The organism is Natrarchaeobius chitinivorans (assembly GCF_003841505.1).
Taxonomy (GTDB): Archaea; Halobacteriota; Halobacteria; order Halobacteriales; family Natrialbaceae; genus Natrarchaeobius; species Natrarchaeobius chitinivorans.
In genome coordinates this window covers 114,918-140,552 of the sequence record NZ_REGA01000001.1, presented here as the reverse complement: position 1 = coordinate 140,552, position 25,635 = coordinate 114,918, and the positions used below count along the sequence as shown (strand labels likewise).

21 protein-coding genes are annotated in these 25,635 nt (G+C 63.0%); 12 read left to right on the top strand and 9 right to left on the bottom strand.

The features are described from left to right. Positions 1-6: 6 nt before the first annotated feature. The 5 genes from EA473_RS00680 to EA473_RS00660 form a co-directional block, all read right to left on the bottom strand. Positions 7-936, bottom strand: coding sequence for a substrate-binding domain-containing protein (locus EA473_RS00680; RefSeq protein ID WP_124193746.1), 930 nt, complete (start codon positions 934-936; stop codon positions 7-9). Between the two features lie 433 nt (positions 937-1,369). Then, positions 1,370-4,732, bottom strand: coding sequence for a PAS domain S-box protein (locus EA473_RS00675; protein WP_124193745.1), 3,363 nt, complete (start codon positions 4,730-4,732; stop codon positions 1,370-1,372). Positions 4,733-4,905: 173 nt separating this feature from the next. Next, complete coding sequence (locus tag EA473_RS00670; RefSeq protein WP_124193744.1) at positions 4,906-5,178, bottom strand: HalOD1 output domain-containing protein; 273 nt, start codon at positions 5,176-5,178, stop codon at positions 4,906-4,908. 100 nt (positions 5,179-5,278) lie between these two features. Next, entirely contained in the window at positions 5,279-7,678 is a 2,400-nt protein-coding gene (locus tag EA473_RS00665) for a bacterio-opsin activator domain-containing protein (protein WP_124193743.1), read from the bottom strand. A gap of 139 nt (positions 7,679-7,817) precedes the next feature. After that, complete coding sequence (locus EA473_RS00660) at positions 7,818-8,465, bottom strand: helix-turn-helix domain-containing protein (protein ID WP_165875167.1); 648 nt, start codon at positions 8,463-8,465, stop codon at positions 7,818-7,820. A 381-nt stretch (positions 8,466-8,846) separates the two neighbouring features. On the opposite strand from EA473_RS00660, the gene EA473_RS00655 reads away from it, so the two are divergent. The 3 genes from EA473_RS00655 (at position 8,847) to EA473_RS00645 (ending at position 11,621) form a co-directional block, all read left to right on the top strand. Continuing rightward, positions 8,847-9,671, top strand: coding sequence for a hypothetical protein (locus EA473_RS00655; RefSeq protein ID WP_124193741.1), 825 nt, complete (start codon positions 8,847-8,849; stop codon positions 9,669-9,671). Between the two features lie 226 nt (positions 9,672-9,897). After that, entirely contained in the window at positions 9,898-11,190 is a 1,293-nt protein-coding gene (locus EA473_RS00650) for a winged helix-turn-helix transcriptional regulator (RefSeq protein ID WP_124193740.1), read from the top strand. A gap of 203 nt (positions 11,191-11,393) precedes the next feature. Next, positions 11,394-11,621, top strand: coding sequence for a DUF5795 family protein (locus EA473_RS00645; protein ID WP_124193739.1), 228 nt, complete (start codon positions 11,394-11,396; stop codon positions 11,619-11,621). A gap of 11 nt (positions 11,622-11,632) precedes the next feature. Here the strand turns inward: EA473_RS00645 and EA473_RS00640 are convergent, their stop codons facing one another. Then, positions 11,633-12,502 (bottom strand): UbiA family prenyltransferase, encoded by an 870-nt coding sequence (locus tag EA473_RS00640; protein WP_243645162.1) that lies wholly within the window; start codon positions 12,500-12,502, stop codon positions 11,633-11,635. A 110-nt stretch (positions 12,503-12,612) separates the two neighbouring features. Between EA473_RS00640 and EA473_RS00635 the strand changes: the two genes are divergently transcribed. From EA473_RS00635 to sucD, 3 genes are all read left to right on the top strand, one after another. Further along, complete coding sequence (locus tag EA473_RS00635; RefSeq protein ID WP_124193738.1) at positions 12,613-13,140, top strand: Rrf2 family transcriptional regulator; 528 nt, start codon at positions 12,613-12,615, stop codon at positions 13,138-13,140. A 259-nt stretch (positions 13,141-13,399) separates the two neighbouring features. Continuing rightward, positions 13,400-14,551, top strand: coding sequence for an ADP-forming succinate--CoA ligase subunit beta (sucC, locus tag EA473_RS00630; protein ID WP_124193737.1), 1,152 nt, complete (start codon positions 13,400-13,402; stop codon positions 14,549-14,551). Further along, positions 14,548-15,420 (top strand): succinate--CoA ligase subunit alpha, encoded by an 873-nt coding sequence (gene sucD, locus EA473_RS00625; protein ID WP_124193736.1) that lies wholly within the window; start codon positions 14,548-14,550, stop codon positions 15,418-15,420. The genes sucC and sucD overlap by 4 nt, the downstream gene beginning before the upstream one ends. Positions 15,421-15,666: 246 nt before the next feature. Here the strand turns inward: sucD and EA473_RS00620 are convergent, their stop codons facing one another. Further along, positions 15,667-16,410, bottom strand: coding sequence for a hypothetical protein (locus EA473_RS00620; protein WP_124193735.1), 744 nt, complete (start codon positions 16,408-16,410; stop codon positions 15,667-15,669). Between the two features lie 243 nt (positions 16,411-16,653). On the opposite strand from EA473_RS00620, the gene bioB reads away from it, so the two are divergent. The 3 genes from bioB (at position 16,654) to EA473_RS00605 (ending at position 19,374) form a co-directional block, all read left to right on the top strand. Further along, positions 16,654-17,769, top strand: coding sequence for a biotin synthase BioB (gene bioB, locus EA473_RS00615; RefSeq protein ID WP_124193734.1), 1,116 nt, complete (start codon positions 16,654-16,656; stop codon positions 17,767-17,769). Positions 17,770-17,840: 71 nt separating this feature from the next. Next, entirely contained in the window at positions 17,841-18,089 is a 249-nt protein-coding gene (locus tag EA473_RS00610; protein ID WP_124193733.1) for a hypothetical protein, read from the top strand. Between the two features lie 34 nt (positions 18,090-18,123). Next, complete coding sequence (locus EA473_RS00605) at positions 18,124-19,374, top strand: aminotransferase class I/II-fold pyridoxal phosphate-dependent enzyme (RefSeq protein ID WP_124194060.1); 1,251 nt, start codon at positions 18,124-18,126, stop codon at positions 19,372-19,374. Positions 19,375-19,459: 85 nt separating this feature from the next. Here EA473_RS00605 and EA473_RS00600 read toward each other — a convergent pair whose 3' ends face one another. Continuing rightward, the gene (locus tag EA473_RS00600) at positions 19,460-20,098 is read right to left on the bottom strand and encodes a ferredoxin--NADP reductase (RefSeq protein WP_124193732.1); all 639 of its coding nucleotides are present in this window, start codon (positions 20,096-20,098) and stop codon (positions 19,460-19,462) included. Between the two features lie 375 nt (positions 20,099-20,473). On the opposite strand from EA473_RS00600, the gene EA473_RS00595 reads away from it, so the two are divergent. Both EA473_RS00595 and EA473_RS00590 read left to right on the top strand, forming a co-directional pair. Then, on the top strand, positions 20,474-22,231 hold the full coding sequence (locus EA473_RS00595; RefSeq protein ID WP_124193731.1) for a 2-oxoacid:acceptor oxidoreductase subunit alpha: 1,758 nt from the start codon (positions 20,474-20,476) through the stop codon (positions 22,229-22,231). Beyond that, positions 22,228-23,091: a 2-oxoacid:ferredoxin oxidoreductase subunit beta gene (locus tag EA473_RS00590; protein WP_124193730.1), complete on the top strand. Its 864-nt coding sequence runs from the start codon at positions 22,228-22,230 to the stop codon at positions 23,089-23,091. Before EA473_RS00595 ends, EA473_RS00590 begins: the two co-directional genes overlap by 4 nt. Positions 23,092-23,436: 345 nt before the next feature. On the opposite strand, the gene EA473_RS00585 is transcribed toward EA473_RS00590, so the two are convergent. Then, on the bottom strand, positions 23,437-24,084 hold the full coding sequence (locus EA473_RS00585) for a DUF6517 family protein (protein WP_124193729.1): 648 nt from the start codon (positions 24,082-24,084) through the stop codon (positions 23,437-23,439). 340 nt (positions 24,085-24,424) lie between these two features. On the opposite strand from EA473_RS00585, the gene EA473_RS00580 reads away from it, so the two are divergent. Continuing rightward, complete coding sequence (locus EA473_RS00580) at positions 24,425-25,546, top strand: pyridoxal phosphate-dependent aminotransferase (protein WP_124193728.1); 1,122 nt, start codon at positions 24,425-24,427, stop codon at positions 25,544-25,546. Positions 25,547-25,635 lie beyond the last annotated feature (89 nt).

The window sequence follows — 25,635 nt, the reverse complement described above, 5'->3', positions numbered from 1 at the left end:
TCGCTCTCAGTCGCTATGTGAGCCGTCCCACTCTTCGGGGACGTACTGTTGGAAGTTCGGTTCCTCTGTGATCGCTTCGGGGAAGAACAGTTGTTCGCCCTCGACGGTGTACTCCCTGATGATTTCCTCGCCCTCGAGACTCGTGATGAAGCCGATGTACGCCATCGCGAGGTCGTAGTTCACGTTATCGTGAACGGCGGGGTTGATGGCGAAGATCCCGTACGGGTTCGAAAGTATTTCCGGGCCGCCTTCGACCGGTCCTTCGACGTGAATTTCGAGATCGGTTTCGTTGATCATCGAGAGATAGGTCCCCCGGTCAGAGAGGGTATATCCTTCACTCTGACCGGTCTGGACGATCACTTCGCCCATTCCCTGTCCGGCTTCCTGATACCACTCACCGAAGTCTCCATCTTCGTATCCGGCTTCGCCCCAGATCTCGAGTTCCTGGGTGTGCGTCCCCGAATCGTCTCCACGAGAGACGAACGTGGATTCCGACTCGGCGATCTGTGCGAACGCGTCGACGGCGTCATCACCGCCGGAGATCCCAGCGGGGTCGTCGGCATCACCGATAATGACGAAGTCGTTGAACATCAGATCGCGACGATTGATCGCATACCCGTCTTCCATGAACTCGTCTTCTTGCGAGCGTGCGTGAACCATTACGACGTCGGAATCGCCGCTGCGCCCGGTTTCGATCGCCGCACCCGTTCCCAGTGAGACGGTATCGACGGTGACGCCGTATCGGTCTTCGAAGGGTGCGTTGAGTTCGTCGAGCAGGCCGGTATCGTACGTACTCGTCGTCGTGGTAAGCGTCAGTGTTTCTCCGCTGATTTCAGGTCCATTACCCCCATCATCACCGAGCGCTGCACAGCCAGCTAATCCGGCCGCAGCAGTCGTTCCGATCGCCGCGATGAACTCCCGCCGTTGTATCGACATGGATACTACGTTAGAAGGGAGCGTGAAATAGCTTTGGATGAGGTCGTAATCAGATGTGGTTTATTCCCAATCGGAACTGAGTTAGGACGGTAGTGTACAGGGATTTCCGAGTTGCCTGGAAAAGGCTGGAAATCAAAAGTAGTTACGGACGGGAATAGTCCGATAGCCGACGGAGCCTGACGACCGACCGCTCGGATCGGAGTGCGACTGGGAGTGTCCCCCATTGCGTTCGCCCGTTCCATCCGTGGACCCAACTGATACTGTCGGACGGCAGTCAGTGGTACGGTTTACTGTAAATCGTTACCGGAACGACCGCGGGATTGCACCCGGTCGCTCCGGTACACAGTTACAGCAATCCGTACGAGACGTCGGTCGCGAATTCGCGACCGGTCTTCGAAGAGTTCTGTCCGGCAGTACGAACGGATCGGTCCCGCTACTCGGGCGTCGGGAGCGTAAACGAGAACGTCGCCCCCGCCCCGGGTTCGGAGTCGACCCAGATGTCCCCGCCGTGGCGTTCGACGATACGCTGACAGAGCGCGAGTCCGACGCCCGTCCCCGGATGATCCTCGCGATTGTGGAGTCGCTCGAAGACGTCGAACACCCGTTCCTGATCCTCCGGATCGATCCCGATCCCCCGATCACGAATCGAGACCACACACTGGCCGTCCTCCCGTTCGGCGGAGACTGTTATTCGCGGCGGTTCGTCGCCGCTGTACTCGATCGCGTTACTGAGGATGTTCTGAAAGACCTGGCGCAACTGACCGGCATCGCCCCGGACTCGAGGGAGATCCTCGGCGGTGATTTCGGCGTCTGCATCCTCGATCTGGAGGTGCAGATTCTCGATCGCGTCCTCGAGAACGCCGTCGAGGTCGGTCGGCTCGAGCGGATCGCCCTCCGTCTCGACGCGGGAGTACTCGAGCAGCGCCTCGATCATCTCGCGCATTCGATCTGCGCCGTCGACCGCGAACTCGATGAACTCCTCGGCGTCTTCGTCGAGTTCGTCGGCGTACCGATCGTCGACGAGCTGGAGGTAACTCGAGACCATCCGGAGCGGTTCCTGCAGATCGTGTGAGATGGCGTACGCGAACTGCTCGAGGCGTTCGTTCGACGCCTCGAGTTTCCGCTCGTACTCCTTTCGCTCGGTGACGTCCTGGACCATCAGCATTCCGGCGTCGATCTCGCCATCCGTGTTTCGAACGGGAAGCGTGTGCGCCTGCAGGTGGCGGTCGTGGTACTCGAGTTCGAACGCGTTCGATTCGCCCTCGAACACGCTGTCGAAGTAGTGGCCGTACTGCTCGACGATTTCGTCGGGGTAGCGGTCGTAGATACTGCTTCCGACGACGTCTTCGGAGGCGATACCGAGCTCGTCGAGCAGCGATCCCCCGACGATCGTATACGACAGGGTTTCGTCGTAGAGCCCGACGGCCCCGTTCGGGAAGTGGTCGACGAGCGTCTGGTATCGGCGTTTGCTCTCCGCCAGCGCACGCTTGCGCTCTTTCCGATCGGTGATGTCCTGAGCGAGGGTCATCCCGCCGAACGCGTTTCCGTCGTCGTCGGTCAACGGGACGACGCGGACGACCCACTCGCGACCGGCGTACTCGGGTTCGACGACCTGTCTCTCCCCGTCGAGGGCAGCGCGGAACGCGGATGCGAGCACCCTGGAGACGTCCTCGGGCCACACGTCGTCGACCGATTCCCCCTCGACGTCGTCCGATGACACGGGGAGGTCCTCGAATCCGCGTCCCGCGGCGAGGGTGTACTCGAGGTCGTCGTCGAACATGGTGACGATCCCGTTCGGGAAGTTCTCGGCGAGCGTTCTGTACCGCTGTTCGGATTTACGAAGCTGTCGCTCGCGTCGTTTTCGATCGGTCACGTCGCGATCGGAGACGATGATCGAGACGACGTCTCCGTCGTCGTTCGTCACCGGACGGAAGTAGCCGCTCAACGTGTAGCGCTCGCCGTTCGGCCGGGTGAGGTCGGTCTCGAAGTCGACGTACTCGCCGGCCGCCGCACGTTTCGTCCACTCTTTGACGTCGGATTGGACCGCATCCCCCTCGCCCCACCACGGCGTCTCCCAGAACGACTCGCCGGTTACGTCCTCGAGGCCGGCGTCGATGTACTCCATCGCGGTCCCGTTGATGTCGAGGACCGTTCCATCGGGAGCTAACAGCCCAACGAGGATGTTTGGATCGTTGAAGATCGCTTCGAACCGCCGTTCGGTTCGCTCGAGTTCCCGCTCGCGCTCGACCCGGTCGGAGACGTCCCGGAAGTAGACGGAGAGACCGGTTTCGGACGGGTAGACGTGAACCTCGAACCAGGCGTCGGTCGGCCGGTAATACTCCTCGAACGAGACCGACTCCTGTGTCTCCATCGCTTTCTGGTAGGTCGTCTCGAAGGCGGTTCCCTCGAGTTCGGGAAACTCATCCCAGACGTTCGATCCGAGCAACTCCTCCCAGTCGACTCCCAGAATCTCTTCGGCGCGTTCGTTGCAGTGGGTGAACTGACACTCCTCGTCGAGCGCGTAGAACCCGTCGGTGATCCTGCCGAAAATCCGCTGGAGTTCGGTTTCGAGTTCCTGCTCGCGTTCGTATCGATCGGTCGTGTCGCGGGTAACTTTCAGGAAGCCGCGGTGGGTCCCGTCGTCGTACACCGCGGTGATCGTCACGTCGGCCCAGAACCGGCTCCCGTCTTTTCTGACGCGCCAGCCTTCGTCGGTGATCGAACCCTCGTCGGCTGCCTTCTCGAGGTTTCGGTCGGGAACGCCTTCGGCCCGGTCCTGGGGGGTGTAGAACGTCGAGAAGTGTTCTCCGAGTATCTCCTCGGTGTCGTACCCCTTGATCTCCCCAGCGCCTTCGTTCCAGCTGACGACGTGTCCCCCCGGATCCAGCCTGAAGATCGCGTACTCTTCGACGGCATCGATCAACGAGTGAAATCGTTCCCTGGTTTCCCGGAGGACACCCTCGGAGCGTTTTTGATCCGTGATATCGTCGTAGAATTCGATTCGGCCGCCGGCGTACTGCCCCGATTCGATCGGTCTGCTGTAGTGCTCGAGCCAGCGCCCGTCACGGTCCTCGCCAGCGGTGATCCGACACTCGAATCGTTCGACGTAACTGTTGTCGTCGTAGGTTGCCAGGACGGTGTCCGCGAACCGGTCGGGATCGGCGAATCTGTCTTTGACCGACTCCTCGATCAGCGTTCGCTTGTCCCGGCCGAGAACGTCGCTCCGGTCGAGACCGAAGTACTCCTCGATCGTCTCGTCGGCCCAGGCGACGTCGAACTCGTCGGTGAGGACGAAGACGCCGATGTTCGCCTCGCCGAGGACGTTCGTGATGGGTCCGTACGGTGGCGTCTCCGTGTCCGCCGTCGCTCTCTCACCGATCGATTCTGTACCGTCTCGAGAGACGCCGATCGTCCCCCGAAACTCACCGCTCTCCACGAGGGTGGTGATCCGAAACTCGCGAAGGACGGTCTGGCCGTCGGCGGTTCGGACGGCGAGTTCGAACGTCGCGGTTTCCCCGTCACCCGATTCCGGAGGCGTAGAGACCGTCGACTCGAAGTCGGGAGCGTCGCCGGAAAGAATCAGGGAGACGTGTTCGCCGAGCAGTTCGTCTCGAGCGTACCCCGTCGTCTCGACGACGGCGTCGTTGACTGCGACGAACCGCCCGTCCGCGTCGAGTTGATAGATCCCGCTGCCCATCGTCTCGGCGAGGGTCCGATACCGGTCGAGCGCGACGTCGTCGTCGACGTCGGCCCACAGCGTCCCACCCTCGCCGTTGGCGTCCGCTCGTGTACTCATGTTCACCCGATGGCTGCTAAGAGGGATAAACTTCCCGCCGATCGTCGACCGAGACTCCAGCTGCTGGCATTTATCGGCAGTTACCGATAACGGGAGTCCCCGAGACACGGCTCGCGCCGAGCGGACGTGGGGGCCTCGAGGACCGAAGAGAAAACGGTCCGCAACCGGCGGTACTATTCGGTTTCATCCGCGGTGACGACGACCGTCCCGGTAAAGTCGACGACCACGGTAAAGCCCGCGTACCTGAATCGGAGCGCTCCATCGGATTGGCGTTCGAACAGCGAATTCAGCGCTTCTACGTCGACGGCTGTGTGGAGGGGCTCGTCCAGGTCTGTCGGTTTCCGATCTTCCAGCGCACTTACTGCCCGGACGACGGCGTGGGACGCGGCTTCGTCCGATGGAACGTCATAAGAGACCGTCTCTTTACCGACTTCGCCTCGACTCATTCTACTCGGTTACGTCTCGAGGCATACGGATAGGCGTTCTCCCATTATGGATAATCGAACCGCCACAGCCGGTTGATAATGATAATATGTTGGCCGAATATCACCCTTCGAACAGCAGCGTCAGGAATTCGCGTTCTGCCGAGCGGATGTTCTCCGTGACGGTCGGCTGGGAGACGTCGAGTTGATCGGCGAGGTCCTGGCCGGTACTTTCGCGGGGAGACTCGAAGAAACCGCTGTAGTAGGCCGTTCGCAACACCTCCTTTTGCCGGTCGCTCAGTTGCTCTTCGAACTCCTGTTTGAACTCGTCGCGTGCGCGGAATTTCCGCTCTCGCGTTTCCTGGGACTGCACCTCTACGCGTTCGAACCGGTCCTCGAGCATCGAGAGGAGGCTACTGGCGGACGTGCCCTCGGGAATCTCGACGGCGATTTCAGCTTCGGTTCCCGTCGCCTCGAGTGCGTTCGGCACGCCGCCGAAATCCAGGAGACGGCCGAAAAAGCAGGTGTCGTCTACGGTGCTTGCAAACAGGTGGCCGTCACCTCGCTTGACGACGTGTGAGAGGTCGGATATCCCATACGACTGGACGGCAGCGTTTTCTACGTCGGCACGCGCACAGTCGTGGACGGTAAAGTACGTCCGGGGATGGCCCTCGCTTTGTGGAACGATCCCGTCGAAACTAATTCTGGTGTCGAGCAGATCGGCGAGCGCAACGATTGGCAGGGATTCGTCCCGAATTCGAAGGGTCAACTCGGTCACTCGATCGGTGATCAGCGCTTTCTTCTTCTGGCGGGCGCTGATGGCGTGTCCGACGCATTTTCCCAGGTTCTCCAGTGCGCGTCGGGTGTACGAACCGAACGCGTAGGGGTCTTCCGAATACGCCGTGAGAACGCCGTAGCGCGCGTCTTTGAACTCGACCGGAACGCTTGCGATCGATCGATACCCCCGTCGAAGCGCCTGCGCTCGCCACGGTTCGAACGGCGGATCCGTGTACGCGTCCTCCGTGACCGTCGAACGACCGTTTCGACAGGCGGTTATCGCCGGCTCGAGGTTCTGACTCTCCCCCGCTGCAGCGACCGCCTCCAGATACCCCTCGCCGGTTTCACTGGCGGCCGTCGGGGTCAGTTCCGTCTCGGCCGGGTCCCACGTTCCGAACCAGGCGAATTCGATCGACGGCGACTCGACTAACTGTTTGCACACACGCTCTTCGAGTTCGGCCCGGGACGTCGAGCGAACGAGTTCGTGGTTGGCTCCCTGATGCAGGGACACGATCTCCTCGAGTGTCTCGATTCGCTCGGTTTGATCTTCCAGTCGGGCATCGTATCGTTGCAGTTCCCGATCGTACGAGATGGTATCCAGCGCAGTACGGATCTTGGTTTGAAGCATGTGGACGACCGCGATTTCGGAATCGGTGAGCGAAACGTACCGGGGGAAGACGACCACGAGAACGCCGTGGCGACCGAGCGGAACGAAGATGCCCTCGTCGATCGGCAGATCGTCGCTGGTTTCGGGAATCGTGGCAGCCGAGAGCGATTTCGTCTCGACTTCTCGACTATTCGCATACACGTCCCACGCCTGATCGGAGAGGGCGTCGGTGCGGAACTCGAGGCCTTCGAACCGGGAATTTGTGGCGGGCGTCGACTCGAACTGTCCGGAGTCGTTGTCGTACTGCCAGATGGCGGTGTGGGAGGGAAAGAAGATCGTCGAAATCGCGTCGACGACACAACTGGCGAACTCCCGTCTGTCGTCGATGCCAGTTCCGTCGATGAACTCCGCGAGCTCCGTGACCGCTGCGATCGTTTGCGTCTGTGAGGAGTACCGGCTCAGATCTTCGAGCGTGTCGATCACCTCGTCGAACAGGCCCTCGTCGATGGGCTGGGCCGGGGTCGTTCCGTCGCGTTGAAACGGGTTGACACACGACCCCGTCGGCGTCCGATACATCGGGTGGTGCTCGACGATTTCGAAGAGAAATTCGTCCGAAAACGAGTTCCGGTCGTATGGACACAGAACTGTCAGCTCGGAGTTTTGAATGATCCGGTCCGATCGCCGTTCGTACTCGCTCAGAACCGATTCCGACACCGTATCGACCGCCCAACTCATCCCCCCGGAGATGCGATCGACCGCATCTCCCGTCCCGTCGGCGAACTCCGCTAACCAGTGACCCAGCGCATCGGGCGTCGTCTCCTCACCGGCCAGGTACGTCTCAGCGGGCGTCTTGAACGTCAGATCGCCGTCCTGGATCGCCTTCGGGACGTCGATTCCTCTCGCATGTAACGCAGGCTCCAGGCGCTCGACGAACTCGCGTTCGTAAATCGCGAGACAGTTCTCGCCGTTTTCCAGTCCCCGAGCGAGAAACTCCGTGATGACAGCCAATTTCTCTCGAGTGTTCTCGTAGACGAATACGAAATGCGAACCGACGTCGTCGCCGGACCACCGATCGAACTGCAGACTTTCCTCCCGGTCTCCTCGTCGAACGTGCTCGGTGAGTTCGTTTGTGCTGTCCATGATGGCAACTGCAAGACGACCTCTCGAGCAGTCGCGGCTACTGCGTTCCAGTGGTCTCTGGCAGTTACAGGTTCGAGCGCGTAAAAGCTAACGATTAAGGGTTTTATAAAATAGAACTACCAAAAGGATTTGGACCAGCTTACTCCTCGGAGAGGATCGTCGACGTGATCAGACGGTGTGTCCCACGGCGGAGTAATCCGCTGGCAGACGGTGCAGAGATGCCGAAATCGTCGGCTAACTCCCGAAGCGATACCGAACGGGGTTCGTCGTAGTACCCCTTCGTTGCCGCTTCGATCAACAACTCGCGCTGGCGTGACGTGAGTCCGTATCCCAGATCGCTATCCGGCCGAGATACCGTGTGGACGTCGTTCAACGCGAGATTCAGGTCGGTCTCGAGACAGTGGTTGCTGAACTCGGTGAAGTCGTCGGTACCGGAAAAACGGATTTCGAACGACCAGCCGTCACCCTCCCCAGTTCCCGACAGCATACTCGCGCCGCACAGTTCGATTCCCCGAACCAAACTGCCAACGGAGTCACTCCACTCGGCCCGATAGAGCCGTCCGTCCTCGACGGAGTCCACGTGAACGAGTTCCGCGACGTCGGACCCGTTCGCTACGATCCGCTCGAACGTCTCGAAGTTCGCCCCCCACACCCAGAAAAACGACAGGCCGCCCTTCCGGTCTGCAACGACGCGATCGAACTCGATTCGATCGATCTCCGAAACGAGCAACGCGTCCTCGAGGACGAACTCGTCTGCACCCAGCTCGAACTCGGCGATAATTCCCATTGGTTGTTGGCTAGATGTTTTCCTATAGGAATAGAGCTGTCGACCCCGTTCGGTTATTATCATAGGGGGCGGAAGTTCAGACCACCCAGTCTTCATACTGTCATACGGTTTACTGTAAATCATTACCGGCGCACCCGTCGCCCGGGTCGCGGGTGCGCCGGTAAACAGTTACAGTAATCCGTATCAGACAAATGTCAGTGAGGTCGCGAATTCGCGGCCGTCGCCGTCGGTAAACGCCGGCTGGATCGATATCGGGCACTCGAGGATCCGGTTGCGAGGGGTGCACTCGCGTGATTTCGCTTCGGACGCTCGCTCGGGTCGAAACGTTTGGACGGATCTGTGAGAACCCCTTTTATGTACCCCACGAACCGTCCGAGTGTGATGTTCAGGAACGAATTAGCCGCGATCGCGATCGCAGCGATGCTCGTGATGACAGCCGCTGGGCCCGCTGTGGCGGCGGGCGAGACGTCTGCCTCCCAATCGATGACCGTAACGATCGAACCGTCGGACGACCGGACCGTGGTTACGATCGACCGATCCGGATCGGCCGCCACCGGTGCCGACGTGACCGTGACCGGAGTCGGTAACGCAAACGCGGACGCGGCCGGAACGTACGAGTCGGACTCCGAGGGCACCGTCGTCCTGCCGACCCCCGAAACCGACGAGACGGTGACGTTCGAGGTCGAATCCGACGACGCACACGTCTCCGGCGTCGTGACTCTCCCCGCCTACGACGGCGACGATCGGACGATAACCGTCGAACTCGAGGGCGAGGCCTCGGCCGCGAGCGATAGTGACGACTCGGACGACGGCACCGATGACTCGGACGGTGACGACCGCGGAAACGGACTGGCACTCGGAGCCTGGGTCAGTTCGGCGATCCAGAGCACGATCGGCGTGTTCGGCTCGAGCGGAGCGGCCGAGACGGTCGCGGAAACTGAAACCAACGCCGCCGCTGGATCGGACGACGCCGACGGAGACGAGACCGAGGACCGAACCGACGACGGTGCGTCGGCCGACGTCGACGCAAACTCGAGCGCCGAGGTCGACGCGACCGGCGGCGACGACGAACGCAGTTCCGCGGTCGACGGCGAGACCTCCGTCGAGATCGACAACGATGCGAGCGACGACGACTCGAGCGACGAGACCGAGGGAGAAACGTCGGTGACGGCCGAGAGCGAAACCACGGTCGGCGTCGAAGTCTGACGGAACTTTCGTGTCGGATTCGATATCGTCCCTGGAGCTTGCACTTCCGTCTACCCGGGCGCTGTCCCCCGTCGAGGGTCGGTTCGATCCGGGCTCCGGTGTCGAGGGTCGGTTCGATCCGGGCTCCGTTCCGAGAACTCTCGACGTGTTACCGATTCGTCCAAAACGACTTTGGCATCGACGGAGAAGTTCAACCGAACGAGAGCGTCACTCTCGAGTACCGATCATGCGAATGCTTCAGATTCTCGTCCTGGTCTCCGCCCTCTCTCTGTTCGCCGTCGGGCCAGCGGGCGGATTCGTCGCTCAGGCCGGGGCCTCGACCGCCGGGGCCGTCGACACGACGGACGAACTGGTCGAGGACGACGATGGAATCGAGTCGACGGACGACGGGAATAGCTCCCCGACTGACGGCGCGACGAACGTGGACTCGAACGACGATAGCGACGTCGACCTGTCGACTGGTGAGGACGATCAGATCGACGAGACGACCGAGGAACTCGAGAGAACACTTTCGAACGGGAGCCTCGACGAATCCGAACCGCTCCTCGAGGCGGTTGAGGAACCGAACGACGTCGAGACGAATCGAACCGGGATTTCCCTCGCGGACCGCCTCCGGCTGGACGCGTCCGTCGGCGGGAACGTGTCGGTCGCCAATGGAGAACTGACGGTCACGGCCGGATCGAGTCCAGCCGAACCGAACACCGACGAATCGGCCGGTGACGAAGGAGGTGTCGACGAGGAGAGCGACGGCGCCGCGAACGCGTCCGACGAGGAAACGGGGGGTGAACCGATTCCCAGCTCGAGTGCCGGCTCCGGAGTCGCGATCGGGGCCGGAGCGACCGGCGCTGCCCTGCTGGCGCGGCGGATGGGGACGACCGCGATACTCTCGTCTGCGCCCGGTGGTGGTGGCGCCAGTTCGCTGCTCTCTTCGGCAGCGACGCTGCTCCGCGAGTGGGGGACCAGACTGGTCGCCCTGCTCGGCTATCAACGGTTCAGCGATGACGATCCGCTCGAGCACGACGCACGTTCGGCTATTTACAAGGAGATCCGGTCGTCGCCCGGCACCTATCTCGCCGAGATAAGCGACGAGACCGGCGTTCCGGTTCAGACGGCACGGTATCACCTTCGGATCCTCGAGTTCGAGAACCTGGTCTCCAGAAAGGACGTCCGGGGCCACCGACGGTACTTCCCGATCGACACCGAGTCGGCCGAACTCGACGCTGCACTCAACGACGAGGCGACGGCAGCCGTCCTGTACGCACTCGCCGACGACGGCCCCGATTCGGTCAGCGGGCTGGCCGATACGCTCGATCGCGATCCGAGTACCGTAACCCACCACCTCGGCCGACTCGAGGAGGACGGACTCGTCGAACGCGAACGCGACGGTCGGGCGGTCGTCAACCGACTGAGCGCTGACGCCGAACGGCTGTTGGCCGGGCGGCAAACCGAGCGCGAACGTTCGGACTCGAAGCCCGAAATCGTCTCGAGTGAGACGCGGGTGGGCGAAGCCGGCGATTGACCCTGGGTACCGTCACACCGACGGAACGGGGCGACTTCCGGGGACCGCGTCGAATTTCCGCCTGCCGGCCACGACGTAACCGTCGAGTTCGACACCGAACCCGGCCTGACGAGAACGAGTGATCGACGCTCGCTTCGACGACTCCGCTCGCCGACCTGTCCTCTCCAGAAACCCTTAGGGGGATCGCAACCCCAGTATCGAACGTGAGCCAGAATCGCGTCGTTCAGGGCCGAATGGTGACGGCGGACTCGCTCGCGGAGTTGATCGAGGGCGAGTCGGTGATGGAAGCGGAATCGATCTCGGAAGCCGACCGCGACTGTCCCGAGTGTGGTGAATCCGTGCTCGAGGTGGGCTATATGCCGTCGGTCACGGAGTTCGTGACCGGCTGGAAGTGCCAGGAGTGCGACTGGAGCGAAACCGATAGAGACTGAGCACGATCCCGTCACCACCGGAGCCACTCGAGGGCGACGACCAGGAGGGCGAGAGCCACGTGTTCGCCGTCGACGACGAATCCGTAGAAAAGCGGTCCGCGATCCGGCGTCGCAAACGGGATGTAGCCGAGAACGTATCCGTTCATCGCGAGGACGACGAGAAATTCCGTCGCCAGGACGTTCCACCCTACGAGACCGGCGACGATAACTGCGACGACGACGGTCGCAATCGCCGAGAGGATGCGGGTCCGATGTGAGCCGAGCGTGTTGGGGACCGTCGAGATCCCTTCTGCCCGGTCGCCCTCGATATCTTTGACGTCGAAGATCACCGCGGCGATGGTGATCATCACGGTGACGTATCCGGCCAGAAACAGGATTTCGACGGTCCAGAGTCGGCCGTAGTAGTAGCCGACGCCGAGGGGAATCACTCCCCAGGCGATTCCGACGAAGCAGTTTTTCACGAGAAACAGTCGTTTGACCCCCAGCGAGTAGAGTGCTGCGACGGCGATCGGAAGCAACAGGTAGACTGCGCCGGGCAACCCCGCCGCGACCGCGATGACGATCGCGCCGACGTACAGTGCGACCCCCATCGCCAGCCAGAACCGGCCGTAGCGTCTGGTGAACGCTGCACGCCGTGGAACGTTCCGCTCGTCCTCCGCCATGTCGGTGATCCGGTTGATGCTGTAGACGAACATCGTGGCGGCGAAGACGATGAACGCGGGGAGCGGATCGAACGGGAGGTCCGCGAGCAACACGGTCGTGACGACGACGCTCACCGTCGCGATCGAGATGAAGAGGTTCGTGTGGACCAGCGCCTGGAGTGCGTTCTGTATCGACGAGAACCACCGCCGCGTTCGATTTCCGTCACTCTGGGTCGTCACGTCGGGTCAGCAGGCGCTCGGTCACCTCCGAGAGCGTAGCGACCGAACGGCCTTGGGAGTTGTGGTGCGCTGCGTCGCACTCTTTAGGCAGCGACACGAACCGGACACCGATGCCAACGATCGATTTGACGAACAGTCAACGAGCGATCCTCTCCGCCCTGATTAACGATTATCAGGGAACGGATGCCCCGGTTCCGGCGAAGACGATCGCAGCAGCGATCGACCGCGAACCGCGGACCGTTCGCAATCAGATGTCGAATCTGAGCGCGCTCAAACTGGTCGAAAGCGTTTCGGGACCTCACGGCGGTTACGAACCCACCGACGTCGCCTACGAGGTTCTCGATCGAAATCCGGTCGAGGACCCCGAAACGGCGGTTCTCGCCCAGGAGTTCGACCGAGTCGACGCCGTCGTCGATACGATCACGTTCACGAACGTCCACCACCCCGACGTCTGCCGGGTCCGGATCCGATTTCTGGAGTCGGTTCAGGGGTTCGACGAGGGTGATGCAATCGCGATCGGGACGACGTCGACCGTCGACCTGCTGCTCGCCGGCGAAGTCGAAGCCGTCGAACCGTCCCGAAACCGAATCCTGCTCGACGTCGCACGGCTCGAGACGGTCGACCGCGACGACGAGTAACGCGAGCCCATGTCGGCTGTCGACGCATGTGGGTCCCGCGAACGAGGAGCGACTGCCAACGTATTGGGGTCCAACGCAACGTATTGGGGCCCACGTCGCGGTTCTCGACCACGCGGGCGCGCCGGTCGCGGACCGTACCGGCACGCAGACGCGGACTGTATCGACACGCAGACGCAGACTGTATCGGCACGCAGTGGTCCGTCCGACGAGTCGAGACTAACAGGATTTAAGCAAGGGGGGAACCGCCGTTCGAATGGCTATGAAACTCCACGAATACCAGGCGAAACAGGTCTTCGCCGACGCCGGGATTCCGACGCCGGCGTCACAGCTCGCCTCCGACGTCGACGGCGTACTCGCCGCGGCCGAGGAGATCGGGTATCCGGTGGCAGTCAAAGCGCAGGTACAGGTCGGCGGTCGTGGGAAGGCCGGCGGAATCGAACTCGTGGCAGACGAGACCGAGGCTCGAGAGGCGGCCGACTCGATCCTGGGCATGGACCTCAAGGGGTATCACGTCGATCGCGTTCTCGTCGAGGGGGCCGTCGACTTTACGGACGAACTCTACGTCGGGATCACGATGGACCGCGGCGAGGGCAAACCCGTCGCGATGGTCTCGACCCGCGGCGGCGTCAACATCGAGGAAGTCGCGGAGGAAGACCCCGACGCGATCGCCCGCGAACACGTCGATCCCTCCTTCGGCATGCACCCCTATCAGGCACGCAAGGCGGTTTACGACGCTGGCGTCGACCCCGCCGTCGCACGTGACGTCTCGAACGTTCTCATGACGCTCTACGATCTCTGGGAGAGCCGCGACGGCTCCGACGCCGAAATCAACCCGCTGATGGTGACGGCCGACGGCGACGTGATCGCGGCCGATGCCGTGATGAACATCGACGAGGACGCGCTGTTCCGCCAGCCCGAACTGGCCGAGATGGAAAACGAAGCGGCCGGCGGCGACGAACTCGAGCAAAAAGCCGCCGAGTACGACTTCGATTACGTCCGCCTCGAGGGCAACACGGGCATCATCGGCAACGGTGCCGGTCTCGTGATGACCACGCTCGACCTCGTCGACCACTACGGCGGCGAGCCCGCTAATTTCCTCGACGTCGGTGGCGGCGCGAAAGCCGACCGGATCGCGAACGCACTCGACATGGTGTTTTCCGACGACAACGTCGACAGCGTCGTCTTCAACATCTTCGGGGGAATTACCCGCGGTGACGAGGTTGCAAAGGGGATCAACGAAGCCCTGGAGCAGTTCGAGGAGATTCCCAAACCGGTCGTCGTCCGACTCGCCGGAACCAACTGGGAAGAAGGGATGGAGATTCTGAACGAAGACCTCGTGACGGTCGAACAGACACTCGAGGACGCGGTCCAGCGTGCCGTTTCCTACGCTGAGGAGGTGAACGAACAATGAGCGTACTAGTCGACGACGACACGCGCGTCGTGGTACAGGGAATCACCGGCGGGGAGGGCAACTTCCACGCCGAACAGATGATCGAGTACGGAACCAACGTCGTCGCCGGCGCGGTTCCCGGCAAGGGTGGACAGGAAGCCGCCGGCGTTCCGGTGTACGACACCGTCCACGAGGCGGTCGAGGAGGAAGACGCCGATACGTCCGTCATCTTCGTCCCACCTGCGTTCGCGGGTGACGCCATCTTCGAGGCCCTCGACACCGACCTCGAACTGGCGGTCGCGATCACCGAAGGGATTCCGACCCAGGACATGGCCCGGGTCAACAAGCGTCTCTCCGAGACCGACACGCGGCTCATCGGTCCGAACTGTCCCGGACTCATCACGCCCGGCGAGGCCAAACTCGGTATCCTCCCCGGAAACATCTTCGCGGACGGTAACGTCGGTCTCGTTTCCCGATCGGGTACCCTGACCTACCAGGTCGTCGACAACCTCACCAACCGCGGCATCGGACAGACGACCGCCATCGGCATCGGCGGCGACCCGATCATCGGCACCGACTTCGTCGACGCCCTCGAGCTGTTCGAGAACGACGACGAGACCGACGCCATCGTCATGTGCGGTGAGATCGGCGGCGAGGACGAGGAAGAAGCGGCCGCCTACATCGACGAGCACGTCGACACGCCGGTCGCCGGCTTCATCGCCGGCCGCACCGCCCCGCCGGGCAAGCGCATGGGTCACGCCGGCGCGATCGTCTCGGGTTCGGGTACCGGCACCGCCGAGAGCAAGATTTCGGCGTTGAACGACGCGGGCGTTCCCGTGGGTGACACGCCCGAAGAGGTCGCAGACCACATCGAATCGTACCTCTCCTAGACACTCCGGAGCGGTAACGGTTCGTCCGGTCTGTCGTGACGAAGTAGCGTGAGCCCGCGACCGTTTTGCGGTCTCACCGACACCGACTGATACGGATCGCTGGTCCGTACCACGCCTGTATCGTTCCCGACCGGTCAGCAGGAAGCGGCTTTCGAACGGAGTGTGCGCCGTTCTCGAGCGCTGTCCGGTTCGATCACGACTCGAAAACGAGAGCGGTTGATCCGGGGTCCATGACCCGTGGGAAGCCTAAAAGAAGCCGGCGAGCGTCGCGCGGAGTCGAGCGAACAGCCCCTGCGGACGGTCGTTGGATGGAGCCGGCGAACCGTCCCCTTCGCTTCCGTCCGCGGCGTCTTCGGTTGGCGAGGAACTGGCGTCTTCGGTTGGCGAGGAACTGGCGTCTTCGATTGCTGACGAACTGGCGTCAGCCGTGTCGACGTCGAGTTCGTCCGATTCGACCGGGTCGGTGTCAGAGCTGGAGTCGATGTCGGGTTCGTCCGTCTCCTCGAGATCGCGTTCGGAGAATTCGACTTCATCGGGTTCGGCGTCGTCTGCTGGGTCGGTTTCGGCCGAGAGCAAGTCGCTGGTCTCGTCCTCGTCGGCGTCGACCCAGAGAAACTCCTCCCCTTTCGTCCGCTCGGTCAACAGCAGGTCCGTCAGTTCCTCCTCGTCGACGAGGAGGTCCTCGTCGACCGCCGGTTCGGGGTCGGGGTCGTCCGCGCTCGCGATGATGTCCTCGGGACTCTCGTCGGCGAGCAAGTCGTCTGTCTCGGAGCTCTCGGCTTCGACTTCGTCTTTGAGCTGACCGAAGACGGTCGCGGCCGTCTGGTCCTCGACGCCGGCTCCGTCGTCCTCGTCCGGTTCGACCTCGCTCGTCCGATCACCGTCCGTCTCGAGCGGCTCGTCCGCGATTTCCCCGAATAGTTCGTCGGCACTCGAGCCGACGTCGAACCCGCCGTCGCCCGGTTTGTTTTCGATCGTACTGTCGGTCATGGACTCGCTCTGTATCACTACATTTTCACAGATAATTAAGTTTTGGAATTTTTCAGTCACGATATCCGAGAGACTCAACGCCGTAGCGTGTCGGGCGTTTGCCGGCTGACGTGATGAACGGGGTTGGCAAACGGTTATTTTAAAATATTGTTGTTTAGGGGGCGAAAGAGACACGGCGAGTTGCGACCAGTTCGTTGCAGGGAAGTCCCAAGAATTATATTTTCGTCAACTAAATAGTCCACTGTGGTTTACGAGACTGGAAACGAAACGATCGACGACGCCCTCGCGCGGGTGCTCGCCGGCGAGCGCCTCGACCGCACCGACGGACTCGCGCTCGTCGCCCAGCCGGTCGAAGAACTCGCCGAAGCCGGCGGCGTCGTTCGCGACCGCTTCGGCGACGGGACGGTCGACGCCTGCTCGATCGTCAACGCGAAAGCCGGCAACTGCGCGGAAGACTGTGGCTTCTGTGCCCAGTCGGTCCACTTCGACACCGGCATCGACACCTACGACTTCCTCGGGCCGGAGCGGGTCCTCGAGGCGGCCAAACGAGCCGAACGCGACGGTGCCCAGCGCTTCGGTATCGTCCTCGCGGAGAAAGGCGTCTCGAAGGAGCGCCGACCCGAGGAGTGGGCGGAGGTCCTCGAGGCGATTAGGCTCGTCCGCGACGAGTGTGCCCTCGAGGTCGACGCCTCGCTCGGCATCCTCACCCGTGAAGAGGCCGAGATCCTGGCCGAAACCGGGATCAACCACTACAATCACAACATCGAAACGTCTCCGCGGTACTTCCCCGAGATCGTCGACAGCCACAGCTTCGAGGACCGCGTCCGGACGCTCGAGGTGGCGAAGGAGGCGGGAATGGACCTCTGTGCGGGCGTCATCCTCGGCATGGGCGAGACGCCGACCGATCGGGTCGAGGCGGCCGTCGCGCTTCGGGAGATCGGCGTCTCCTCGCTGCCGGTGAACGTCCTGAACCCGATCGAGGGGACGCCGCTGGCGGAACGCGACGTCGAGATCACGACCGACGAGATCGTCGCGACCGTCGCCGTCTACAAACTGCTTCACCCCGAGGCGCGAGTTCGGCTCACGGGCGGACGCGAGGTCAACCTCGCGGCCGACGATCAGCACCGCCCCCTCGAGGCGGGTGCGGACGGCATTCTCATCGGGGACTACCTCACGACCGAGGGGCAGTCGCCCGCCGAAGACGTTCGAATCGTCGAACGCGCCGGTCTCGAGCCAAATCGAGCGGTGAACCGGTTCGATCCGGAGGCGGTCAAAGCCCGGTACGCCGACTCGACGTCGTCCGCACGCCCGGGCGACGTCTCCCCGGCGGAGGCAAGCGCCGACGCAGACGACGATTGACTCCATCGAGATCGCCTGCTCGAGGCCTATCGTCGGCCGATCGGGTCGAGCGCCGCGTCGAGAAGTCGACGATGATCACCGTGACTGGGACGATGATCACCGTAACTGGAACGACGGTCGCCTACAAGCGGGCGACGAACACGTTCGTGTGTGACGACCAGACGGGCGTGGTGGCAACCGTCAACGGACCGTCGCCCGGCTACCGGAAATCGGTTGGTCGGAACGACCGTGCGGTCGAATACGGCGTCTTCGGCCCGGCAGGACTGATGCCCGGATTTGACGGCGCACGATCCAGATCGGACATCGGAACGGAACCGTGACAGTGAAACCGTGGCGATGACTCCCTACACCCGAATGGAAGACCGCGGGTTCGACCTCGAGAACCGTCTCGCCACTCTCGAGGAGAACGAGCTGAAACGGACGCTGTCGCCCGTCGATCGAGTTGCCGAGCGAGGATACTTCGCACAACCCTGCGGGAGCGAACTTCCCGTCCTCGACTCCGAGGAGGCGCTCGTGTTCGCCTCGAACAACTACCTCGGGCTGACCGACGATCAGCGGGTTCAGAACGCGGCCCGGCGTGCGGCGGCCACCGTCGGCACCGGGTCCGGCGCGAGTCGGCTCGTCACCGGGGATACGATGGTTCACCGCGACGTCGAGCGGCTGTTGGCGGAGACGAAAGGGGCCGAGCGCGCCCTGACGTTCTCGTCTGGATACGCCGCGAACGTCGGGACGATTACGGCGCTCGAACCCGACGTGATCTTCTCGGACGAACTGAATCACGCGAGTCTCGTCGACGGCTGTCGGCTGGCGGACTGCGAGACGGTGACCTACGATCACTGCGATCCGGACAGTTTGCGAGCGGAGATGGCCGCTCGAGCGCAACGGGCCGAGGCGAGCACGGACTCGAGATCCGGTTCGAAGGCGACTCCCGACGGCGAAACCGAATCGTGGCTGATCGTCACCGATAGCGTGTTCAGCATGGACGGCACCGTCGCGCCGCTTTCTGAAATCTGTGACCTCGCAGAGGAGTTCGGCGCGTGGGTTATGGTCGACGAAGCTCACGCGACGGGGCTGTACGTCGACGGCGGTGGCGTCGTTCAGGCGGAAGGGCTCGAGGACCGAATCCACGTCCAGATGGGGACGCTCTCGAAGGCGCTGGCGAGTCAGGGCGGTTACGTCGCCGGGAGCGACGACCTGATCGCGTGTCTCGTCAACGAGGCGCGCTCGTTCGGCTTCTCGACGGGACTCGCACCGCCCGCGGCTGCGGCGGCCAGCGAGGCGCTTCATCTCGCACGCCACAGCGACGCGCGCGAGCGCCTCTGGGAGAACGTCACACACCTCCGTGACGGCCTCGAGACGATGGGATGGGACGTCCCCGGCGAATCGCAGATCCTTCCGATCGTCGTCGGCGATCGCCGCGACGCGCTCGCACTCGAGGCAGCGCTTCGGGACCGAAACGTCGTCGCGCCGGCGATCCGACCGCCGACGGTTCCCGACGGCGAGTGCCGGCTGCGAATCGCACCGATGGCGACTCACGACCAGGCGGACGTCGTCGCCTGCCTCGAGGCGATCCGGGCGGCGAGCGAAGAGGTCGGTCTCCTGTGATCGGGGCCCCAGCGACGCGGGCGACGAAACCGAACCGATGACGCGGCCGTTCGCGAGCGTCGCCACCGACACCGGTGTCGGTTTCTCACCCGAAGTTTTCGACCGCGGCCTCCTCCGGATCGCCGCCAGCGTCCGCAATCGCGTCCGTGACCGACGTGACGAAGCTCTCGAACCCGAAGACGTACAGCTGTCCGTCTTCGACGTGCGACTCGATGGCGTCTGCGAGTTCCTCGTCGGCCTCTTCCTCGAGGACGGTGACGGTCACACCCGCGTCTTCGAGACGCTCGAGGCGGTCGACGTGGGCGGGTTCGTCGTCCCGGTAGACGACGGCAGCGTCGTGGCCCGCCTCCGTGGCGGCTTCGGCGACCGAGACGGCGGGACCGATACCCGGCCCGCCCGCGACGGCGACGACGTCTTCGTCCCGCTCGTACGTGATCGCCCCCATCGGCCCTTCGATTTCGACGGTCTCCCCGCCCTCGAGGTCGGCGAGCCACGGTGAGAGATCGCCATCGGGATCGATCCCGACCGTGATCTCGAAGCTGTCGGTAACCGACGGCGACGAGAGCGTGTAGTGGCGAGTGATCTCCTCGCCGTCGGGTGCGGCCGTAAGGAGGACGAAGTGGCCCGGTAACGCATCGAAGCCTTCGGGTGCCTCGAGCGTGATCGCGACGGTGTCGGGGCCGACCTCGCGTACCGATTCGACGGTGACTGTCGTCTCTTCCATGCCTGAGGCGTTCGGGGGCTGGATGAAAAGGCGTTTCATTCTCGCTTCGAGACGCCGGCGCGTCGACGTCTCGAGGGGATAGGACTCGAGCGAGTGGGACTCGAGCAAGTGGGGACTCAAGCAAGTGGGACTCGAGCGAGTGGGACTCGAGCAAGTGGGGACTCAAGCAAGTGGGACTCAAGCAAGTGGGACTCGAGCGAGTGGGACTCGAGCGAACGGACGTTCCTGACCGCCCACGTCGATCGACGGCGCACCCGAAAACGTATCGTGATTCCAGAATTGATGGCGTTCCGACCGGATCCGTCGAAAAACGACCGCTGAACGATAGGGGTTTCAGAAGCCTTTTCATTTACTGGGAGCAACCTTCGCCATAACATGGCTGAGGATCTCAACTGGGCGATCGGAGGCGAGGCCGGAGACGGGATCGACTCCACTGGCAAGATTTTCGCTCAGGCCCTTTCCCGAGCCGGACGGCACGTGTTCACGTCGAAAGACTTCGCCTCGCGAATCCGCGGTGGATACACTGCCTACAAGATTCGCACCTCCGTCGACGAGGTACAGAGCGTCGTCGATCGGCTTGACATCCTGGTCGCCCTGACCCAGCGCACGATCGACGAGAACCTCGACGAACTCCACGAGGGGAGCGCGATCATCTACGACGGCGAGCGCTCCTGGGAGGCGGACATCCCCGAGGAGATGACGGCGGTCGACGTCCCCCTCAAATCGCTCGCCGAGGAGGCCGGCGGCGCGATCATGCGCAACGTGGTCGCCCTCGGCGCGGCCTGCGAGATCACCGGGTTCGACGTCGAGTACCTCGACGAGTCCCTCGAGAAACGCTTCGGTGGCAAAGGCTCGAAGATCGTCGAGAACAACAAGGAGGCCGCGCGTCTGGGCCAGGAGTACGTCCAGGAGAACTACGATCTCTCCCATCTCGGCTACGACGTCGAGACGACCGACGAAGATTACGTCCTCCTCAACGGCGACGAGGCGATCGGGATGGGCGCACTCGCCGCCGGCTGTCGGTTCTACGCCGGCTACCCGATCACGCCCGCGACGAACGTGATGGAGTATCTGACGGGGCGCATCGAGGAGTACGGCGGCCACGTCGTCCAGGCCGAAGACGAACTCTCGGCGATCAACATGGCGCTCGGCGCGGCCCGCGCCGGCGCGCGCTCGATGACGGCGACGTCCGGGCCGGGGATCGACCTCATGGCCGAGACGTTCGGACTCGTCGCGACCAGCGAGACGCCGCTGGTGATCGTCGACGTGATGCGCTCGGGGCCCTCCACCGGAATGCCGACGAAGCAGGAACAGGGCGACCTGAACATGACCCTGTACGGCGGCCACGGCGAGATTCCGCGGTTCGTCATCACGCCGACGACGATCTCCGAGTGTTTCTGGAAAACCGTCGAGGCGTTCAACTACGCCGAAAAGTACCAGACGCCGGTCTACGTCGTCGCCGACCTCGCACTCGCGGTGACCGAACAGACGTTCCCGCCGGAGGCGTTCGACATGGACGACGTCGAGATCGACCGCGGTAAACTCGTCGACGACGACGAGGTCGACGAGTGGCTCGACGCCCAGGGCCGGTTCCGTGCCCACGCCGTCACCGACGACGGCATCAGTCCGCGAGCGATCCCCGGCACGACCGACGGTGCCCACATGAGCACGGGCCTCGAGCACGACGAACTCGGCCGCCGGACGGAAGACGAGGACGAACGCGTCCAGCAGGTCGACAAGCGAAACCGCAAAGTCGAGACGGCAAAGGAGAACGAGGAGTGGGATTACCGCGAATTCGGCGATGCGGACGCCGACAACCTCGTCATCTCGTGGGGGTCGAACGAAGGCGCGCTCGTCGAGGCGCTCGAGTACCTCGAGGAAGACGGGATCGACGTCCGCGTGATCTCGGTGCCGTACATCTTCCCGCGTCCGGACCTGACAGAGGAAATCGAAGCGGCCGACGACACGATCGTCGTCGAGTGTAACGCGACCGGACAGTTCGCGGACGTGATCGAACACGACGCACTTACCCGCGTGAAACGCATCAACAAGTACACCGGCGTCCGATTCAAGGCGGACGAACTCGCGACAGAGATCACAGACAAACTCTCCGAGGAGGTTCCAGCACAATGAGCTCCGACGTCCGATTTACAGACTTCAAATCCGACAAGCAGCCGACCTGGTGTCCCGGATGCGGTGACTTCGGGACGATGAACGGCATGATGAAAGGCCTCGCCGAAACCGGCAACGATCCCGACAACACGTTCGTCGTCGCCGGTATCGGCTGTTCCGGAAAGATCGGTACCTACATGCACAGCTACGCCCTCCACGGGGTTCACGGCCGTGCGCTCCCCGTCGGAACCGGCGTCAAGATGGCTCGCCCGGACCTCGAGGTCATGGTCGCCGGCGGCGACGGCGACGGCTACTCGATCGGTGCCGGTCACTTCGTCCACGCCGTCCGTCGAAACGTCGACATGACCTACGTCGTCATGGACAATCGCATTTACGGCCTGACGAAAGGACAGGCGTCGCCGACTTCGCGGTCGGACTTCGAAACTTCGACGACCCCGGAGGGGCCGAAACAGCCACCGGTCAACCCGCTCGCGCTCGCGCTCGCGTCGGGTGCTTCCTTTATCGCCCAGTCCTTTAGCTCCGACGCGCTTCGCCACCAGGAGATCATCGAGGAGGCCATCGAACACGACGGCTTCGGCTTCGTCAACGTCTTCAGCCCCTGTGTCACGTTCAACGACGTCGACACCTACGACTACTTCCGCGACAGCCTCGTCGACCTCCAGGAAGAGGGCCACGATCCGAACGACTACGAGGCGGCCAAGGAGGTCATCCTCGATGGTGACAAGGAATACCAGGGCGTGATGTACCAGGACGAGAACTCGGTTCCGTACCACGAACAACACGGCGTCACCGAAGACATGTCCGACATTCCCGAGGGCGCACCCGAGGACGCGATGGATCTCGTTCGCGAGTTCTACTGACAGCGCCTGCGTCCGCGTGACGCCGCATTCACGTGCGTGACGCCGCGTCCGCGCATTTCCGGTCAGACATTCTCTTCGATCCGTCTACACTGACCGCGATCCGATTCGACCTGTCCGCGAACGCCTCGAGATCCACGAGAGAGACGCGTTTCGACCGACTCGAGCGACGTCTTCGTCTGTCTCTATCATACTGTCTGTGATGACCGCGCACCGATCGCACCCCGTTGTGCGATCGGCCGGTACAGACCGAGAGCGATCCGTCTCATACGGGTTACTGTACCTGTGTACCGGCGCACCCGCGAACAGGGCGGCGGGTGCGCCGGCAATGACGGACAGTAAACCGTATCAGGCCGGGTGCTCGGCCGACTCCATCAGCACCTCGACGTTCGCCGCCTCCTCGGCGAGGACCTCGGGATGTGTGCCGAGCAACACGATGAGGTCGTCGTCGTGCAGGAACGACGTCAGCGTGAGCGAGACCTCGATCACCTCGCCGGCTTCCTGGGTCTGGCCGGTGAAGCGATCGACCTCCCGCCCGCTTCCGAGAACGTCGAGCGTAAACGACTCCTCGTGGTCGATGTCTTCGACGTCGCCGTTTGCCTCGCCGAGGAACTCCTCGAGCAGTTCCTCGTTGCTCATGTCCGCAAGCGGGTTGAACGATCGCCCCAGCACCTCCATGCCCGGAATCGAGACGGCGACGAAGTTGTTGGCCTCGCGTTCGACCCCCTCGATCGTCCGCGATTTCGTGTACGTCGAAACCCACAGCGACGCGCGAACGTCGCGTTCGACGCCCACATCGATCGTTTCTTCGATCACTTCCTGAGTCGAGTCGTCTTCCTCGTATCCCGTCTCCTCGAGCGCCGACGCACTCGGCGTAACCCGTTCGGCTGCAAACTCGAGTGGTCCGTCACCGGTGACGAAGTCGAGACAGCCGGCGGTCAATGCGAGCGTGCCGGTCGCTCCGGCGGCGAGTACCGATCGTCGAGAAATGGTCATTAGAACAGTGATTCTATAGCAGTATTATATTTGTTCCGGCTCGTGATCCTCGTCGCGATTCGACCGTCGAACGGCGAAATACTGCTGATGCAACTAATATAACAATACCAACACAAAATCCGTCTTCCCTGCCTCTAGAGGTTTTATTTCCCCGAGGACCCGAGGAATAATCTCCGGACACAGACGGAACGACCACCGGTTTACAAGCGCCGTCGCCGCCGACACTCGTTCGGTTCCGTCGGTCGGCTTCGAGCCGTGTGACCTCTCTCGGCAGGCGACCAGCCCAGCGCGAGCGCGACACACAGGAAGGATTATTGGACTCGCGGCCACCGGTACAGCCATGACCGACTTTGCGGAACGAGTCGAGCAGGTCTCGATCAGCGGCATTCGAGAGGTGTTCGAGGCCGCGAGCGAGGACGCGATCAACCTCGGTATCGGACAGCCGGACTTCCCGACGCCCGAACACGCTCGTCGTGGCGCGATCGAAGCCATCGAGAACGGCCACACCGACGCCTACACGTCGAACAAGGGAACGCGGAGCCTCCGGGAGGCGATCGCCGCGGCGTACGACCGCGAGTACGACCTCGAGATCGATCCCGAGAACGCCATCGCCACGTCGGGCGGCAGCGAGGCGCTTCACCTCGTGCTCGAGGCCCACGTCGATCCGGGACAGGAGGTGATCTTCCCCGATCCGGGGTTCGTCTCCTACGACGCGCTGACGCGGATCGCCGGCGGCACGCCCAAGCCGGTTTCCCTGCGGGAGGACCTGACGCTCGATCCCGCGACGGTCGAGGAGGCGATCACCGACGAGACGGCCGTCTTCGTCGTCAACAGCCCCGCGAACCCGACGGGCGCCGTCCAGAGCGAGGACGACATGCGGGAGTTCGCCCGCATCGCCGACGAGCACGGCGTGCTCTGTCTCTCCGACGAGGTGTACGAACACATCGTCTTCGACGGCGTCCATCGCTCCCCGCTGGAGTTCGCCGAGACGGACAACGTCGTCGTCGTTAGCGCCTGCTCGAAGACGTACTCGATGACCGGCTGGCGACTCGGCTGGGTCGTCGGTCCCAATCGCCGGATCGAACGGATGCTCCGCGTCCACCAGTACGCCCAGGCCTGTGCCTCCGCGCCCGCGCAGTTCGCCGCCGAGGCCGCCCTCACGGGGCCCCAGGAACCGGTCGCCGAGATGGTCGAGGCCTTCGAGCGCCGCCGCGACGTGGTCCTCGACGGCCTCGAGGACGCCGGCCTCGAGGTGCCGACGCCCCAGGGAGCGTTCTACGTCATGCCGAAGGTTCCCGACGGCTGGTGCGACGAGGTACTCGACCGCGACGTGATCGTCGTCCCCGGCGGCGCGTTCGGCGCGAACGGCGAGGGGTACGCCCGGCTCTCGTACGCGACGGGGACGGAGGAGCTGAAAGACGCCCTCGAGATCATCGACGAGGCGACGGCGGCGGTTCGTTAGGAGCGGTCGGTTCGCGCGTTTTCGACCCCGTTTCTCGGCTTTCAGATCGGTTCATACGGATAACTGTACCTGTTTACCGGCGCACCCGC